This is a genomic window from Oryzihumus sp., from assembly GCF_054325275.1.
Genome location: NZ_JBTCWL010000014.1, coordinates 15,052 through 30,307, shown reverse-complemented (window position 1 = coordinate 30,307; position 15,256 = coordinate 15,052). Strand labels below are relative to the sequence as shown.

Sequence of the window (15,256 nt, the reverse complement as noted above, 5' to 3'; positions counted from 1 at the left end):
ACATGGCCGAGCACGCCGAGACCCTTCTGCCCCTGGGGCTGCGGCTGCGCGACCGCCGCGTCGTCGTGGTCGGCGGCGGCCGGGTGGCGCTGCGGCGGGTCGGGGCCCTGCTCCAGGCCCGGGCCGCGGTCACCGTGGTCTCGCCCGAGGTGGTCGCCGCCCTGGAGGACCTCGCCCTGCGCGGGCAGGTCGAGTGGCACCCGCGTTTCTACGCCGACGGCGACCTCGAGGGCGCCTGGCTGGCGATGGCCTGCACCGCCGACCCCGAGGTCAACGCCGCGGTGCTGCGCGAGGCCGAGGCCCGGCGCATCTTCTGCCTGCGCGTCGACGACGCCCGCGACGCCTCGGCGTGGATGCCGGCGACCGGGCGCAGCGGCCCGGCCACGGTCAGCGTGCACGGCGACCGCAACCCGCGCCGGGCCGCCGCCCTGCGCGACGCCGCCGTGGCCGCCGTGGAGGCGGCCCTGCGCGACGACCCCGGCGCCCCGGCACGCACGCCCTTGCGGGACGACACCCCCGGGCGGGTCATCCTCGTCGGCGGCGGCCCGGGTGACCCGGAGCTGTTGACTCTCAAGGGGTTCCAGGCCCTGGCCACCGCCGACGTGGTGGTCGTCGACCGGCTTGCCCCGCTGGCCGTGCTGGACGGCCTGCGCGAGGGCGTCGAGGTCGTCGACGTCTCCAAGATCCCCCGTGGGCGGAACACCTCGCAGGAGGAGATCAACGCCGTGCTGGTCGACCGCGCCCGCCGGGGCCTGACCGTCGTGCGGCTCAAGGGAGGTGACTCCTTCGTCTTCGGCCGGGGCATGGAGGAGGTCCTGGCCTGCGCCGAGGCGGGGGTGGCCACGGAGGTGGTCCCCGGGGTGACCTCCGCGATCGCGGCGCCCGAGCTGGCCGGCATACCGGTCACGCACCGTGGCCTGTCGCAGGGCTTCACGGTGATCTCCGGGCACGCCGCGCCCGGAGACGCGCGCAGCACCGTCGACTGGGACGCCCTGGCCCGTGGGGGCACCACGCTGGTCGTGCTGATGGGCGTGGAGACCCTGCCGGCCATCGCCGCGGCCCTCGTCGCCGCGGGCCGGGACGCCGACACCCCGCTGGCCTGCGTCATGGACGGCGGGCTGCCGACCCAGGCGGTGCTGCCCAGCACCCTGGGTGCCGTCGCCAAGGGCGGCCCGCCGGACGGCCTGCGCCCGCCGGCCGTCACGGTGATCGGCCCGGTGGCGGGGTTCGCCGCTGGCTAAGGTGAGGTCATGAGCGCTCAGTGGACGTGGACCTACCTCGACGCCGACGGCAAGCCGATGAGCGGGGGTGCGCTCGTGACCTCGGGCTTCCCCTCCCAGAGCGAGGCCGAGAGCTGGCTGGGGGAGGAGTGGCGTGACCTCGCCGACGCCGGCGTGGACTCGGTGACCCTGCACCACGAGGACGCCGTCGTCTACGGCCCCATGAGCCTGCGCCCCGCGCAGTGAGGACCGACCCGCTCCCCGGCACCACCTCCCTGGCCACCGGCGCGCCCGAGCTCGCCCGCAGGCTGGAGCGGATGGTCCGGCAGGCCCAGCGCGACTGGCGCTCGCCGGCCGTCAGCGCCGGCATCGTGCGCGGCGGCAGCCTCGTCTGGTCCACGCACGTGGGGTCCGCGCGCCTGGACCCGGCGTGCGCGGCCACCGACGACACGCAGTACATGATCGGCTCGATCACCAAGACCTTCACCGCGGTCCTGGTCATGGCGCTGCGCGACGAGGGCCGGCTGCGGCTGGACGACCCGCTGTCCAGGTGGTTGCCGGACACCCGCCACGGTGAGGTGACGCTGCGGCAGATGCTGGCCCACTCCTCGGGCCTGCAGCGTGAGCCGGTCGGGCGCATCTGGGAGACCCTGGACGCCCCCGACGAGCGCCGGTTGCACGCCGAGCTCGAGCAGGCCGAGCGGGTGCTCCCTCCGCACTTCGTCTTCCACTACTCCAACCTGGCCTACGCCCTGCTCGGGCAGGTCGTCGAGCGGGTCGAGGGCGCGCCGTGGGAGGACGTGGTGCGTCGCCGCATCCTCGGCCCGCTGGAGATGCGGCACACCGGGCTGACCCCGCGCGAGGACCGCGCGCTCGGCTACCAGGTGCACCCGTTCTCCGGGCTGGCCACGCAGGAGCCGCGCTTCGACCTGCGCGCCACCGCCGCCCTGGGCGGCCTGTGGAGCACGGTCGCCGACCTGGGCCGGTATGCCGCGTTCGTCGCCGACCCGGTGGAGGAGGTGCTCTCCGCCGACACGGTCGAGGAGATGTGCCGCCCGCTGGTCATCACCGACCCCGACGGCTGGACCGGCGGCTACGGCCTGGGCTTCGGTATGGGCCGGCTGGGGGAGCGGGTGCTCGTCGGCCACGGCGGCGCGATGCCCGGCTACCTGACCGGCCTGAGGGTCCGCCGCGCCGACGGCGTGGGCGCGGTGGTGTTCGCCAACACCACCGCCGGTGCCGACTCGCTGGTCCTGGCCGGCCGGCTGGTGGCGGAGGTGCTCGACGCCGAGCCCACGCCCGCTCAGCCGTGGGTGCCCTCGACGCCGCGGCCCGACCTGGAGGAGATCCTGGGCAGCTGGTGGTCCGAGGGCGAGGAGCTGGTCTTCGAGGTCCGCGGCGAGGACCTGTGGTGCCGGGTGCCGGGGGCGCCGGCGACGACGAACGAGACCCGGTTCGCGGCCGATGGGGCCGACCGGTTCAGGGCGGTGCAGGGGCGCGAGCGTGGCGAGCTGCTCGAGGTGGCTCGCGACGAGGAAGGAAAGGTGAGTCGCATGTACTTCGCCACCTACGCCGTGACGCGGGAGCCCCGCGCGTTCGCCGACCTGGTGACGCCGTGATCGCCCGCGACCGGCTGCACGAGCTGATGGCCCGCGAGGTTGCGGACTTCGCGGCCCGCAACCCGTTGTCGGAGAAGGCGTTCGGTGCCGCCGAGCACCTGTTCGGCCGGGTGCCGATGACGTGGATGAACAAGCGGGCCGGGGCGTTCCCGCTCTACCTGGACTCCGCCCGCGGCGCCCGGGTCACCGACATCGACGGCCACACCTACCGCGACTTCGCCCTCGGCGACACCGCCGCGATGGCCGGGCACTCGCCGCGGGCCACCGTCGAGGCGGTGCAGCGCCGGTTCGCCGAGCTCGGCGGGGCCACGGCGATGCTGCCGACCGAGGACGCCGAGTGGGTCGGCGCCGAGCTGACCCGCCGCTTCGGGGTGTCGCGCTGGAGCTTCTCGCTGACCGCGACCGACGCCAACCGCTGGGCCATCCGGATCGTGCGGGCGGTCACCGGCCGGCCGAAGATCCTGGTCAACAGCTACTGCTACCACGGCAGCGTCGACGAGTCGCTGATCGTCACCACCCCCGACGGGGAAGGCGCCGCCCGCGAGGGCAACGTCGGGGCCCCTTGCGACGTGACGCTGACCAGCCGGGTAGCCGAGTTCAACGACCTCGAGGGCCTGGAGCGCCAGCTCGCCCACGGCGACGTGGCCGCGGTGCTCATGGAGCCGGCGCTGACCAACATCGGCATCGTCCTGCCGGAGCCGCGCTACCTCGAGGGCGTGCGCGAGCTGACCCGGCGCTACGGCACCCTGCTCATCAACGACGAGACCCACACCTTCTCGGTCGGCCCCGGCGGCGCCACCAGGGCCTGGGGCCTGGACCCCGACCTGCTCGTCATCGGGAAGGCCATCGGCGGCGGCATCCCGGCCGGCGCCTACGCCATGTCCGCCGAGCTGGCCGACCGCACCCTGCGCCGCGACGACCTCGACCTGGTCGACATGGGCGGCGTCGGCGGCACCATGGCCGGCAACGCCCTTTCGGTGGCCGCGATGCGCGCCACGCTGGAGTCGGTGCTCACCGACGAGGCGTTCACCCACATGATCGACCTGGCCACGACCTACACCGCGGGTGTCCGCGCCACGATCGAGCGGCACGACCTGCCGTGGTCGGTCACCCAGCTCGGCGCCCGCTCGGAATACCGCTTCAGCGCCACCCCGCCGCACAACGGCACCGAGTCGCACGAGGTCCACGACGAGGAGCTCGACGACTACCTGCACCTGTTCCTCGCCAACCGGGGCATCCTGCTCACGCCGTTCCACAACATGGCGCTGATGTGCCCCGACACCACCAGCGACGACGTCCAGGCGCACCTCGACGTCTTCGGCGAGGCGGTCGCCACGCTCGCCGGCTGACCGGTCACCGGCACGACGAAGGGGCGGGGACCGTCGCGGTCCCCGCCCCTCATGCACGTCAGCCGGCGTCAGCTCACTGCGGCTTCTCGCCGCGCGCGACCTGCGGGCGCGGCAGCCGCGAGCGGCGCATCTGGAAGGCACGCATCACGGCATACATCGTCGACCCGGCGGGCACGCTGCCCTCGCCGAACTTCGCGATGATCCGCTTGCGGGTGCGCCGCCACATCAGCGCCGCGTCGACGAGGGCCACCACGATGAGGCCGTAGACGAGGACGAAGACCATCAGCAGCGCCCAGCTCTGATGCACGAACGACAGCGCCAGCACGAGCACCATCACCGGCAGCATGAACTCCCCGACGTTCCACCGGGCGTCGACGCTGTCGCGGATGAACCGTTTGACCGGGCCCTTGTCGCGGGCCGGCAGGTGCGCCTCGTCGCCGGTCATCATCGCGGCGCGCTGGCGGGCGCGGGCCTCGCGGGCCTTCAGGCGGGCGTCGTTGGCCGCGGCCTTGCGGTCGGTCGGCACGAGCGGCTTCTTGCGCGCCGCCTCCTGGTCCCGGCGCCTGGGCGTGGGCCGGTTCTTGGCGCCCGGGCGCTCGGCGACGGTGGTCTCGGTGGCGGCCGGCTCGGCGGCCTTCTTTCGTCCAAACACGACGCACACTGTATGTCGAGTGGGCCGGTTCGCTGGTATCGCCACCGGGGCCTGGTGGCCGGGTCGGTACGCTCGCGTGCGTGACCGACGACGCCGTGACCCCTGACCGCATCGACGCCCTCCGGACCCGCATCGCCGAGCTCATGCCCGGCCTGCGCCAGGACCTGGAGGCGCTGACCCGCATCCCGAGTGTGTCCCTGGACGCGTTCGACCAGTCCCACGTGGAGGCCAGCGCCGAGGCCGTGGCCGCGCTGCTGCGGGCCGAGGGCCTGGCCGTGGAGATCGTCCGCGAGGGCGGCCGGCCGGCGGTCATCGGCCACGTCGACGGGCCCGAGGGTGCGCCGACGGTGATGCTCTACGCCCACCACGACGTCCAGCCGCCCGGCAAGGACGAGGACTGGGACAGCGCCCCGTTCGAGCCGACCGAGCGCGAGGGCCGGGTCTACGCCCGCGGCATCGCCGACGACAAGGCCGGCGTCATGGCCCACATCGCCGCGCTGCGCGCCCACCACGGCACGCTTCCGGTCGGCGTCACCGTCTTCGTCGAGGGCGAGGAGGAGATCGGCTCCGACTCTCTGCCGACCATCCTGGAGCGCCACGGCGAGAAGCTCCGCGCCGACGCGATCGTGCTGGCCGACTCCATGAACTGGGGCATCGGCGAGCCGGCGCTGACCACCACCCTGCGCGGCATGATCCGCGTCGTGGTGACCGTGCGCACCCTCGACCACGGGGTGCACTCGGGCATGTTCGGCGGCGCGGTGCCGGACGCGATCATGGCCCTGGCCCGCCTGCTCTCCACGCTGCACGACGACGAGGGCAACGTGGCGGTGAAGGGCCTGAAGTCCGGTGAGGCCGCCGACCTCGAGTTCACCGAGGAGCAGCTGCGCACGGACTCCGGCCTGCTCGACGGGGTGCACACCATCGGCTCCGGCTCGTTGCTGTCGCGGATGTGGACCAAGCCCTCGATCACGACGATCGGCATCGACGCCCCCACCGTGTCCCAGGCCAGCAACACCCTCGTGCCGCAGGCCTCGGCCAAGATCTCGGTGCGGATCGCCCCCGACGAGGACCCGGCCGCGGCCTACCGCCTCGTGACCGACCACCTCAAGGCCCACGCCCCCTGGAACGCCCAGGTCGACGTGCACCTCGACGAGTCCGGCGCGGGCTTCGCCGCCGACGCCCAGGGCCCGGTCTACGACCAGGCGCGGGCCGCGTTCACCGACGCCTGGGGCACCCCGCCGGTCGATATCGGCGTGGGCGGCTCGATCCCGTTCGTCGCGGCGTTCGCCGAGAAGTTCCCCGAGGCCGGCATCCTCATCACCGGCGTGGAGGACCCCGACACCCGCGCGCACGGTGCCAACGAGAGCCTGCACCTCGGTGAGTTCGAGCGCGTCTGTGTTGCCGAGGCCGTCCTGTTCGAGCGGCTCGGCACGCTGAAGAAGGGCTGAGGCCCCCCGCCACTCGGGTATGCCGCCCGCTCACCCGAGCGGGCGGCATACCTGTGTCAGGCCGTCGCGCCCCGGTGGGCGGCGAGGGCCGCGGCCAGCGTGCGGTCGATGTCGGCCTCGGTGGTCATCCAGTTCGAGACCGAGAAGCGCATCGCCGGGCGGCCGTCCCAGACCGTCCCCGAGACCCACGCCTCCCCGCTGTCGCGGATACCCTGCATGACCGCGGCCGTGTGCTCGTCGGAGTCACCGAAGCGCACCAGCACCTGGTTGAGCACCACCTCGTTGAGCACCTCCACGCCGGGCTCGTCCCGCAGGGCGTCGGCGAACCGCCGGGCCAGGTCGCACGAGCGCTCGACCATCGCCGCGACGCCCTCGCGGCCGAGCTCGCGGACCGCGGCCCAGACGGCGAAACCCCTTGCCCGCCGGGAGGACTCGGGCACGAACCGGAACGGGTCGCGCGACTCACCGACCTGCACGTAGGCCGCCTGCCACGTCATCGCCGCCATGTGCGCCTCGGGGTCGCGGGTGAAGACGAGGGCCGAGTCGTAGGGCACGTTGAGCCACTTGTGGCAGTCGGTGGCCAGGGAGTCGGCGAGCTCGACCCCGGCGGTCAGGTGCCGCAGCCGCGGGCTGGCCGCCGCCCACAGGCCGAACGCCCCGTCGACGTGCAGCCAGGCGCCCCGCTCGCGGCAGACCTCGGCGATCTCGGCGACCGGGTCGAACGCCCCCGTGTCGACGTTGCCGGCCTGTGCGCAGACGATCGCCGGGCCCTCGGAGCGGGCCAGCACCTCCCGCAGCGATGCCGGCACCATCCGGCCCTGCCCGTCGGCCTCGGCGCGGTCCGGGGTGCCACCGAAGCCGAGAAAGCGCAACGCCTGCGGGATGGTCGAGTGCGACTGCGCCCCGGCCACGACGTGGACCCGCGGAGCCCCCTGCAGGCCGTCCCGCTCCACGTCCCAACCGGCCCGGGCCAGGACCGCGTGGCGCCCGGCGGCCAGCCCGGTGAAGTTCGCCATCTGGGCGCCGGTGGTGAAGCCGAACGACGCGTCCGGGGCGACCCCGAGCAGCTCGCGCGCCCACGCGCCGGCGACGTCCTCGGCGGCCGCGGCAGCGGGCGACATGACCTCCAGCCCGGCCACCTGGTCCCAGGCGACGGCCAGCTGGTCGGCCGCGACGGTGGAGGGCAGGCCGCCGCCGATGACGTAGCCGAAGTAGCGCGGCCCGGGGCTGGCGACCAGCCCCGGCTCGGCCGCGGCCACGAGCGCCTCGACCACCGTTGCGGGGTCCTCGCCCTGCTCGGGCAGCGGCCCGGCGAACCCGGCGGCCGCGTCGACCCCCGGCCCCGGGTGCACCCGTCGCTCGCGGAGCCCGTCGAGCCAGGCCAGGGCGTGCCGCTGGGCGACCTCGAGCGCCGCGGCGTGGGGGGACGGCTGGTGCAGGTCCATCCCGCGAGGCTACGACCGCCGCGGCGGCCTCGCCTCCGCCATCCGGCTCACCCGGGACCGGTATGCCGGGTCGCCGCTGGCCGTTGTATGCCGGGAGGCGGGCACCCGGCATACGTCCGGTTGCGGTGGTGCGGGCCCGGCTGCGCTCCTAGCGTGGCCGACGGAGGTGGGGCCATGACGCAGGTGAGCATCCCGACGCCGGAGGGCGCGCTGCCCGCCTGGCTGGCCACCCCGTCAGGGCCCGGGCCGTGGCCAGGCGTGGTCGTGGTCAGCGACGCCATGGGCATGACCCCGGACCTGCGGCGCCAGGCCGACTGGCTGGCGGGGGAGGGGTTCCTCGCCGTCGCGCCGGACCTGTTCCACTGGGGGAGCCGGGCGCGGTGCCTGCGCTCGGTCATCCGGGAGACGCTCGAGCGCCAGGGCCGGACGTTCCGCGACCTCGACGCAGCGCGGCACTGGCTGCTCGGCCGCGACGGCTGCACCGGCCGGGTTGGGGTCGTCGGCTTCTGCATGGGCGGCGGGTTCGCGCTGATGCTGGCCCTCGGCGACGACTACGACGTGGCGGGGGTGAGCTACGGGACGGTCGGGCGGCGCTACCAGACCCGTGAGGCGCTGGCGGGGGCGTGCCCGGTGGTCGGCAGCTACGGCAGCCGCGACGCGATCACCCGGCGGTCGGCGGGGCGGCTGGAGTACCACCTCGGCGCGCTGGACATCGACCACGACATCCGCGTCTACCCCGGGGTGGGGCACGGGTTCATGAACGACCACAGCGACACCGGCAGGACGGCCACCGTCCTGGCGAAGGTGAGCGGCACGGCATACGACGAGGAGGCGACGCAGGACGCGCGGCGACGGATCGCGGCGTTCCTCCACCGCCACCTCGACGCCGCTGCGGACACGGCCTGACCCGCGAAACCCCCTGTCGACGGGGCGGATTCGCGGGCCGGCGTGTGTCCGGTCAGTCCCTGCTGGTCTCGCCGGGCAGCGCGAGCATCTGGTCCAGCGCCACCCGCGCCCAGTGCGCCACGTCGGGGTCGACCTCGATCCGGTTGACCGTGCGGCCGGCCACGAGGGACTCCAGCGCCCAGACCAGGTGGGGCAGGTCGATGCGGTTCATCGTCGAGCAGTAGCAGACGTTCTTCTCCAGGAAGGCGATCTCCTGGTCGGGGAACTGCGTGGCCAGGCGCCGCACCAGGTTGAGCTCGGTGCCGACCACCCACTTCGTGCCCGCCGGGGCGGCCGCGATGGTCTTGATGATCTTCTCGGTCGACCCGACCTCGTCGGCGGCCTCGACGACCTCGTAGCGGCACTCGGGGTGGACGATCACCTTGACGTCGGGGATGGTCGCCCGGGCCTCGTGGACGGCCTCGAGGCTGAACCGGCCGTGCACCGAGCAGTGCCCGCGCCACAGGATCATCCGGGCCGCCTGCAGCTCCTCGCGGGTCAGGCCGCCGTTCGGCTTGTGGGGGTCGAAGACGACGCAGTCCTCGAGCGAGAGGCCCAGCTCGCGCACGGCGGTGTTGCGGCCGAGGTGCTGGTCGGGCAGGAACAGCACCTTGCCGGTGCCCTCGAGGCCGCCGCGCTGGCCGAACGCCCATGCCAGAGCGGTCTTGGCGTTGCTGGAGGTGCAGACCGTGCCGCCGTGACGGCCCGTGAACGCCTTGATCGCGGCGCTGGAGTTCATGTACGTCACCGGGATGACGTCGTCGGCCACGCCGGCGTCGACCAGGTCGTCCCACGCGTCCTCGACCTGGCTGATCGCGGCCATGTCGGCCATCGAGCACCCTGCGGCGAGGTCGGGCAGGATCACCTGCTGCTCGTCGCTGGTGAGGATGTCGGCCGACTCGGCCATGAAGTGCACGCCGCAGAAGACGATGTGCTGCGCGTCGGGCCGGGCGGCGGCGTCCTTGGCCAGCTTGAACGAGTCACCGGTCACGTCGGCGAACTCGATGACCTCGTCGCGCTGGTAGTGGTGGCCCAGGACGAACACGGAGTCGCCCAGCGCCGCCTTGGCCGCGCGCGCCCGCTCGACGAGGCCCGGGTCGGAGGGCGCCGGCAGCTCGCCGGGGCACTCCACCCCTCGCTCGGTGGCCAGCTCACGGCCGTGGCCGAGGACCATCAAGGGCAGGGACGCGTGGCGCGGGAGGTCTGTGGTGGTGCTCACCTGCTGATCGTTTCACACGTTCACAACGCCACCGTCCAGGACCACCGGTATGCCGTGTGGCCGCCGCGTGCCGTCGGCCAGCCGCGGATGGAGGGCCTGACAGGACCGTGCCGCAATACGGTCCTGTCGGCCCGTGTCCGAACTGGCTCAGCTGACGGTGAAGACCACCGCTTTGGACTGGTTCGCGGCGTACCGCGCATCGCCGGAGTACTTCGCGACGACCGAGTGCGTGCCCGGCGCCATCTTCACCCCCAGGTGCACCACCATGACGCCCTTCGCGGACGGCGCCAGCGTCCCGCAGGCGAGTGCCGTGGTGGAGGTGCCGTCGTAGAAGCACACCGACCCGGTCGGCCTGATGGTGCTCGTGGGCCGCGGCTTGACCTTCGAGGAGAAGGCGACCGGCGAGGTCGAGACCGCAGGGGTGGGTCGCTGGACGAGGGTGACTCGGGTGGTGGCGGTGCCGGCGGCGCCTGCCACGGGGGCGAGCGTGAGGACCGAGGCCGCGGTGGTGAGGCCGACGATGGTGAGACGGGCGATGGTGCGCATGGCCACTCCTGTGGTGGTGCTCCGCGGCCTCTGGTGACGTTGTCCAGCCTGCGTGTCCGGGCGGCCTTGCACGTCGTCCCGCCAGGGGACCCGGGCTGCGGCGAGGAGGGGACGCCGGCCACCGGGCAAAGCGCGCAGGCGGCTGCTCCCGGTGGGGGAGGAGGGGCTCGCCAGGTGGTGACCGCGACACGCCGTCGGGGGTTGCGCGGGTGCATCCACGGGATCGAGGATCGGCGCCGCTACCGTCGTGCACTGACCGGTCACGGGGGCGAACGGTCACCCGCAGGACCCCCGCCGACTCAAGGAGCCGACCATGACGCACACCGACCTCGCCGGCGCCACGACCGACGTCCACCGCGACAGCCTGGCCCGGCACGTGGCCGCCCTGCTGTCCTCCGGCGTGGTCACGCTGGCCGAGCTGAACGACCTGTCCGAGGCCGAGATCCGCGTCCTGATGGGCGACACCGCCAGCATCTGAGCCCGGTCGCGGGCCGACCGTGGCCCGCGGCGGTTAGGGTCCGGCCATGCGCTTCTCGATCTGGCCCTCGGTCGGCCAGCCCTGGCAAGAGGTCGTCGACACGGTCCGGCACGCCGAGGCCACCGGCTGGGACCGGGCCTATCTGGCCGACCACTTCATGGCCAACAGCGCGGACCGCGCCGAGGCGGCCGCCCCGCTGCTCGAGGCCACCGCCGCGCTGAGTGCCCTCGCGGCGCTCACCGAGCGGATCGTGCTGGCACCCCTGGTGCTGGGCATGACCTACCGGCACCCGGCTGTGGTCGCCAACTGGGCGGCCACGGTCGACCACGTCAGCAACGGGCGCCTGGTCCTGGGCCTCGGCGCCGGCTGGCAGGTCAACGAGCACGAGCAGTACGGCATCGAGCTGCCCCCGCCCGGCCCGCTGGTCAGCCGGTTCCACGAGGGGCTGCGCGTCATCGAGGGCCTGCTGACCCGGGAGAGCACCACGGTCCTGGGTGACTACTACCGGGTCACGGACGCGCTGTGCGAGCCCAAGCCGGTCCAGTCGCGGGTGCCGCTGCTCGTCGGCTGCACCGGTGAGCGGATGCTGGGCATCATCGCCCGGCACGCCGACGAGTGGAACATGTGGGGCCTGCCCGACCGGGTGGCCGAGCGCAGCGCCGTCCTCGACCGCCAGTGCGAGAAGGCCGACCGCGACCCAGCCACGGTGCAGCGCTCGTGCCAGGCGGTGTGGTTCGTCGGCGACGACGGCGACACGGCGCGGGCCGAGGCGGTGGCCTCACCGGCCCGGGCGGCGATCGGGGGAACGCCCGAGGACCTCGTCGAGATGGTCGAGGCCTGGCAGGCGGTCGGCGTCGACGAGATCATCGTCCCCGACTTCACGCTCGGCACCGGAGCGCGCAAGCGTGAGCTGATGGACGCGATCATCGAGGTGACCGCGGCGACCACCCGCGGCTGAGCCGGGCTAGTCGCGCGCGCCGGCCGGACGCATCCCGGCCAGGCCGAGGGCGGCCACGGTGGCGGCCTGGGCCAGGGCGCGGTCGGCCACGCCCTGCAGGTCGGCCAGCAGGGCCCGCCGGCGCTCGGTGCCGTGCGTGTCGACGGCGTGCCCGACGTGGCTCAGGCCGACGTCGGTGATCGTGCCGACCTGCGCGGCCATCGTCATCACCCGGATGCATCGCGGCGACAGCCCGTCCGGCAGCCCCCAACCGCGGCCGCCGAGCCGCTCGTCGGCGGTGGCGCGCAGGTCGCTGCCGGACCATGGCCGGGCGTCGAGGCCGTCGAGCGCCTCGGTCAGCTCGGCCAGCTCCGAACGCAGCTCCCGTTCCACCTCGCCCAGCGACAGCGCCTCCAGCGCGTGCACCGGCACCGGGTCGGTGTCGTATGCCGTCCACGTCACCCGGGTGCCCTGGTCCACCTCCGGGCCGTAGACCTCGACCCGGGGCACCAGTGCACCGCCCATGCCCGGCACGTAGACACACTCCCCGGCAGCGGTCGCCGCGGCGGCGAACTCGGCGGAACCACGCGGCATACCGCGCAGGTCACCGGGGCGGGGCAGTGCGACGAGCACGACACGCTCGCCCAGGTCGCGCCACAGGCCGAGCCGCGCGAGTGGGTCACCGTCGACGTGGTCGACGTCGGGCAGGGCGCGGGAGAGGACGTCCTCGAGCCGGGACCGGTCGGCGAACGACGCGGTGGCCCACAGCGCGAGGCGGACCGATGCGGGGAGCACGGACATCCCGCCATCGTAGGTGTCGGACGCGACCGGTCCCCGGGGGTTGGCTAGGGTCACCGCCATGAGTGATGTCCTCGAGCTCGCCGGCGTCAGTGTGGTCCGCGGGGGGAACACCCTGCTGGACGACGTCACGTGGGAGGTCGAGGAGGGTCAGCGCTGGGTCGTCCTCGGCCCCAACGGCGCCGGCAAGACCACCCTGCTCCAGCTCGCCGCCGGGCGCAGCCCCCCGACCCAGGGCGTGGCCGGGGTGCTCGGTGAGGTCCTCGGCGCCGTGGACGTGTTCGAGCTGCGCCCGCGGATCGGCCTGGCCAGCGCCGCGATCGCCGAGCGCATCCCCGCCGACGAGCGGGTGGCCGACGTCGTCGTCACCGCCTCCTACGGCATCGTCGGGCGCTGGCGCGAGCGCTACGACGAACTCGACCACGGGCGTGCCGCCGAGCTGCTGAAGGCCCTCGGCGCTGGGCACCTGGCCGACCGGCAGTTCGGCACCCTCAGCGAAGGTGAGCGCAAGCGCGTCCAGATCGCCCGTGCGCTCATGACCGACCCCGAGCTGATGCTGCTCGACGAGCCCGCCGCCGGCCTCGACCTCGCCGGCCGGGAGGACCTCGTCGCTCGCCTCGGCGAGCTCGCCGCCGACGTCGACGCCCCGGCTCTCGTGCTGGTCACCCACCACGTCGAGGAGATCCCGCCGTCGTTCACCGACGTGCTGCTCGTCCGCGACGGCAGGGTCGTGGCGCAGGGGCCGATCGAGATCACGCTGACCCAGGACAACCTGTCCGAGACGTTCGGCCTGCCGCTGGTGGTGGACCGGCACGGCGACCGCTGGTCCGCGCGCGCCCGCTGAGCCGGCCCACCTGCGTCAGCTCGTGACCGTTGTCGTGACCGGGCAGGTCCTGGCGGGGCTCGTTGCCGGTGCCCGTCGCAGGCCGAGGCCCAGGGCGACCAGCCCCAGCACCGCGACCAACACGCCGTAGGCCATGGCGGTCGGCAGCAGGCCTACCTGCCGGGCCGCGACACCGGCGAGCAGGGTCGGCACGCCGAACGCGAGGTAGTTGACCGTGTAGGCCGCCGCGAACAGCTCGGCGCGCTCATGCGGCTCGGGCAGTGCCGCGACCGAGCGGAACGCCCCGAAGAACGCCGTGCCGAAGCCGACGCCGGCCACGACGGTGGCGGCGAAGAAGCCGGCCACCGACCGCACGTCGAGGGCGACGAGGGTGGCCAGGACGCCGGCGGCCAGCGTCGCCGCGCCGAAGGCCATGGTGGGCCGCGGCGCGCGGTCGCCGACGAGCAGCACGGCGATGCTGCCGGCGCCGGTCAGCGCCGCGACCACCAGCCCGCCCGCGAGGTGCCCCTGCACGTGCAGCTGGGTGGCCACCAGGGAGGGGCCGAGGGAGAGGTAGAGGCCCCCGATCGCCCACGTCGCGACCAGCGCCGGCACCGCGGTGGCGAAGGCACGGCGGGCCCGAGGGGGCACGGATGCGCTGGGGCGCAACGACTTCAGGGCTCCCGAGCGCGGTGTCACGGTCTCCGGGACCGCGGCGACCAGTGTCGCCAGCACCACGAGCGCCGCGGTCAGCGCGACGAAGACCACCGTGGTCGGTGCGGGCAGGTGGTCGAGCACCAGGCCCGCGCCCAGCGCCCCCGCCGCAAGCCCGGCGGTCGGCCCCACGCTGTTGACCACGACACCCGCGCGCGGCCGACGCAACGGCTGCAGGTCGACGAGCGCGGCACTGACCACCCCCATCGCCGCCCCCGTGGCCAGGCCCTGCACCGCGCGGGCCAGCAGCAGGCCGCCGACCCCGTCGGCTCCGAGGAAGAGCAGCATCGCGACGGCGTCCAGCGCCAGTGCGGCGGCCAGCACCGGGCGACGCCCGACGTGGTCGGACAGTCCGCCCACGGTCAGCAGGGAAGCCAGCAGTGCCAACGGGTATGCCGCGAAGACGGCGGTCAGCGCGGCGGAGCCGAAGTGCCACTGGGCCTGGTAGACGACGAACAGTGGCGAGGGTGCGCCGGCGGCGAGCATGAGCACCACGAGGGCGAGGGAGACGACCGCGAACGCGGGGGTGCGACCCAGGCGCGGCAGGGTGCGGTGGAGGGACATCGACGCTCCTGAGAACAGTTCCATGATGATCGAACAGTTCAGACAGTAGGCGCCATTCCCGGATTGTTCAACTATCATCGAACCATGACGACGACCGTGCAGCGGCCCGAGCACCCCGAGGTCGGGGACATCGAGCTCACCGAGGTGCTCTTCGCCCTGAGCGACCCCTCGCGGCTGGCCATCGTCCAGCAGTTGGCGAGGGGGTCCGCGGGGGAGCTGCTGACCTGCCAGTCAGTCGGGGGAGACCTGGCCAAGTCGACCCGCTCACACCACCTCAAGACCCTGCGCGAGGCCGGTGTCATCCGCAGTACCCCGCAGGGTCGTGAACGTCTGATCAGCCTGCGTCGTGAGGATCTCGACGCCCGTTTCCCCGGCCTGCTCGACGCGGTCCTGACCGACGGGCACTCCTGAGGCGACGGCACCGCCGAATTCGCACGGCAGCCGGGAACCGGCGCCGATAGGTTGGCGTCGCAGTGCTGTGCTGGTGCACGGAAGGAGG

At 73.9% G+C, this 15,256-nt stretch carries 16 protein-coding genes; 10 read left to right on the top strand and 6 right to left on the bottom strand.

Features of this window, described 5'->3' with window-relative positions:
- Window positions 1–2: 2 nt before the first annotated feature.
- The 4 genes from cobA to ACXVGS_RS05450 are packed head-to-tail and all read left to right on the top strand — an operon-like array spanning window position 3 to window position 4,188.
- Complete coding sequence (gene cobA / locus ACXVGS_RS05465; protein WP_458528300.1) at window positions 3–1,241, top strand: uroporphyrinogen-III C-methyltransferase; 1,239 nt, start codon at window positions 3–5, stop codon at window positions 1,239–1,241.
- A gap of 9 nt (window positions 1,242–1,250) precedes the next feature.
- Window positions 1,251–1,466, top strand: coding sequence for a hypothetical protein (locus ACXVGS_RS05460; protein WP_141788119.1), 216 nt, complete (start codon window positions 1,251–1,253; stop codon window positions 1,464–1,466).
- Window positions 1,463–2,839, top strand: coding sequence for a serine hydrolase domain-containing protein (locus tag ACXVGS_RS05455; protein WP_458533296.1), 1,377 nt, complete (start codon window positions 1,463–1,465; stop codon window positions 2,837–2,839). The genes ACXVGS_RS05460 and ACXVGS_RS05455 overlap by 4 nt, the downstream gene beginning before the upstream one ends.
- Window positions 2,836–4,188 (top strand): transaminase, encoded by a 1,353-nt coding sequence (locus ACXVGS_RS05450; RefSeq protein ID WP_458528298.1) that lies wholly within the window; start codon window positions 2,836–2,838, stop codon window positions 4,186–4,188. The genes ACXVGS_RS05455 and ACXVGS_RS05450 overlap by 4 nt, the downstream gene beginning before the upstream one ends.
- A gap of 73 nt (window positions 4,189–4,261) precedes the next feature.
- Here ACXVGS_RS05450 and ACXVGS_RS05445 read toward each other — a convergent pair whose 3' ends face one another.
- On the bottom strand, window positions 4,262–4,840 hold the full coding sequence (locus tag ACXVGS_RS05445; RefSeq protein WP_458533297.1) for a DUF3043 domain-containing protein: 579 nt from the start codon (window positions 4,838–4,840) through the stop codon (window positions 4,262–4,264).
- 80 nt (window positions 4,841–4,920) lie between these two features.
- Here ACXVGS_RS05445 and ACXVGS_RS05440 point away from each other — a divergent pair, with 80 nt between their 5' ends.
- Window positions 4,921–6,288: a M20/M25/M40 family metallo-hydrolase gene (locus tag ACXVGS_RS05440; RefSeq protein WP_458532176.1), complete on the top strand. Its 1,368-nt coding sequence runs from the start codon at window positions 4,921–4,923 to the stop codon at window positions 6,286–6,288.
- Between the two features lie 56 nt (window positions 6,289–6,344).
- On the opposite strand, the gene ACXVGS_RS05435 is transcribed toward ACXVGS_RS05440, so the two are convergent.
- On the bottom strand, window positions 6,345–7,733 hold the full coding sequence (locus ACXVGS_RS05435; protein ID WP_458528295.1) for a pyridoxal phosphate-dependent decarboxylase family protein: 1,389 nt from the start codon (window positions 7,731–7,733) through the stop codon (window positions 6,345–6,347).
- A gap of 174 nt (window positions 7,734–7,907) precedes the next feature.
- Between ACXVGS_RS05435 and ACXVGS_RS05430 the strand changes: the two genes are divergently transcribed.
- Window positions 7,908–8,639 carry a dienelactone hydrolase family protein gene (locus ACXVGS_RS05430; RefSeq protein ID WP_458528294.1) on the top strand — a complete coding sequence of 244 codons (732 nt, stop codon included), beginning with the start codon at window positions 7,908–7,910 and terminating at the stop codon, window positions 8,637–8,639.
- Window positions 8,640–8,691: 52 nt separating this feature from the next.
- Here ACXVGS_RS05430 and nadA read toward each other — a convergent pair whose 3' ends face one another.
- Together nadA and ACXVGS_RS05420 are read right to left on the bottom strand one after the other, a co-directional pair.
- Window positions 8,692–9,897, bottom strand: a complete 1,206-nt coding sequence (gene nadA / locus ACXVGS_RS05425) for a quinolinate synthase NadA (RefSeq protein WP_458532177.1) — start codon at window positions 9,895–9,897, stop codon at window positions 8,692–8,694.
- 147 nt (window positions 9,898–10,044) lie between these two features.
- Window positions 10,045–10,443 (bottom strand): Ig-like domain-containing protein, encoded by a 399-nt coding sequence (locus tag ACXVGS_RS05420; RefSeq protein WP_458528292.1) that lies wholly within the window; start codon window positions 10,441–10,443, stop codon window positions 10,045–10,047.
- A 313-nt stretch (window positions 10,444–10,756) separates the two neighbouring features.
- Here ACXVGS_RS05420 and ACXVGS_RS05415 point away from each other — a divergent pair, with 313 nt between their 5' ends.
- Window positions 10,757–10,921: a hypothetical protein gene (locus ACXVGS_RS05415; RefSeq protein WP_458528291.1), complete on the top strand. Its 165-nt coding sequence runs from the start codon at window positions 10,757–10,759 to the stop codon at window positions 10,919–10,921.
- Window positions 10,922–10,967: 46 nt separating this feature from the next.
- Window positions 10,968–11,879 carry an LLM class flavin-dependent oxidoreductase gene (locus tag ACXVGS_RS05410; protein ID WP_458536716.1) on the top strand — a complete coding sequence of 304 codons (912 nt, stop codon included), beginning with the start codon at window positions 10,968–10,970 and terminating at the stop codon, window positions 11,877–11,879.
- 6 nt (window positions 11,880–11,885) lie between these two features.
- Here the strand turns inward: ACXVGS_RS05410 and ACXVGS_RS05405 are convergent, their stop codons facing one another.
- Window positions 11,886–12,659: a hypothetical protein gene (locus ACXVGS_RS05405; RefSeq protein ID WP_458532180.1), complete on the bottom strand. Its 774-nt coding sequence runs from the start codon at window positions 12,657–12,659 to the stop codon at window positions 11,886–11,888.
- Between the two features lie 58 nt (window positions 12,660–12,717).
- On the opposite strand from ACXVGS_RS05405, the gene ACXVGS_RS05400 reads away from it, so the two are divergent.
- Window positions 12,718–13,500: an ABC transporter ATP-binding protein gene (locus tag ACXVGS_RS05400; RefSeq protein WP_458536715.1), complete on the top strand. Its 783-nt coding sequence runs from the start codon at window positions 12,718–12,720 to the stop codon at window positions 13,498–13,500.
- 15 nt (window positions 13,501–13,515) lie between these two features.
- Here the strand turns inward: ACXVGS_RS05400 and ACXVGS_RS05395 are convergent, their stop codons facing one another.
- Window positions 13,516–14,757: an MFS transporter gene (locus ACXVGS_RS05395; protein ID WP_458536714.1), complete on the bottom strand. Its 1,242-nt coding sequence runs from the start codon at window positions 14,755–14,757 to the stop codon at window positions 13,516–13,518.
- Between the two features lie 84 nt (window positions 14,758–14,841).
- Here ACXVGS_RS05395 and ACXVGS_RS05390 point away from each other — a divergent pair, with 84 nt between their 5' ends.
- Entirely contained in the window at window positions 14,842–15,168 is a 327-nt protein-coding gene (locus ACXVGS_RS05390; RefSeq protein WP_458528286.1) for an ArsR/SmtB family transcription factor, read from the top strand.
- Window positions 15,169–15,256 lie beyond the last annotated feature (88 nt).

Coding starts and splice junctions, on each gene's coding strand:
- ACXVGS_RS05395 (WP_458536714.1), bottom strand. CDS start 14,757: ATGTCCCTCCACCGCACCCTGCCGCGCCTGGGTCGCACCCCCGCGTTC.
- ACXVGS_RS05415 (WP_458528291.1), top strand. CDS start 10,757: ATGACGCACACCGACCTCGCCGGCGCCACGACCGACGTCCACCGCGAC.
- ACXVGS_RS05400 (WP_458536715.1), top strand. CDS start 12,718: ATGAGTGATGTCCTCGAGCTCGCCGGCGTCAGTGTGGTCCGCGGGGGG.
- cobA (WP_458528300.1), top strand. CDS start 3: ATGGCCGAGCACGCCGAGACCCTTCTGCCCCTGGGGCTGCGGCTGCGC.
- ACXVGS_RS05430 (WP_458528294.1), top strand. CDS start 7,908: ATGACGCAGGTGAGCATCCCGACGCCGGAGGGCGCGCTGCCCGCCTGG.
- ACXVGS_RS05390 (WP_458528286.1), top strand. CDS start 14,842: ATGACGACGACCGTGCAGCGGCCCGAGCACCCCGAGGTCGGGGACATC.
- ACXVGS_RS05420 (WP_458528292.1), bottom strand. CDS start 10,443: ATGCGCACCATCGCCCGTCTCACCATCGTCGGCCTCACCACCGCGGCC.
- ACXVGS_RS05435 (WP_458528295.1), bottom strand. CDS start 7,733: ATGGACCTGCACCAGCCGTCCCCCCACGCCGCGGCGCTCGAGGTCGCC.
- ACXVGS_RS05405 (WP_458532180.1), bottom strand. CDS start 12,659: ATGTCCGTGCTCCCCGCATCGGTCCGCCTCGCGCTGTGGGCCACCGCG.
- ACXVGS_RS05410 (WP_458536716.1), top strand. CDS start 10,968: ATGCGCTTCTCGATCTGGCCCTCGGTCGGCCAGCCCTGGCAAGAGGTC.
- ACXVGS_RS05460 (WP_141788119.1), top strand. CDS start 1,251: ATGAGCGCTCAGTGGACGTGGACCTACCTCGACGCCGACGGCAAGCCG.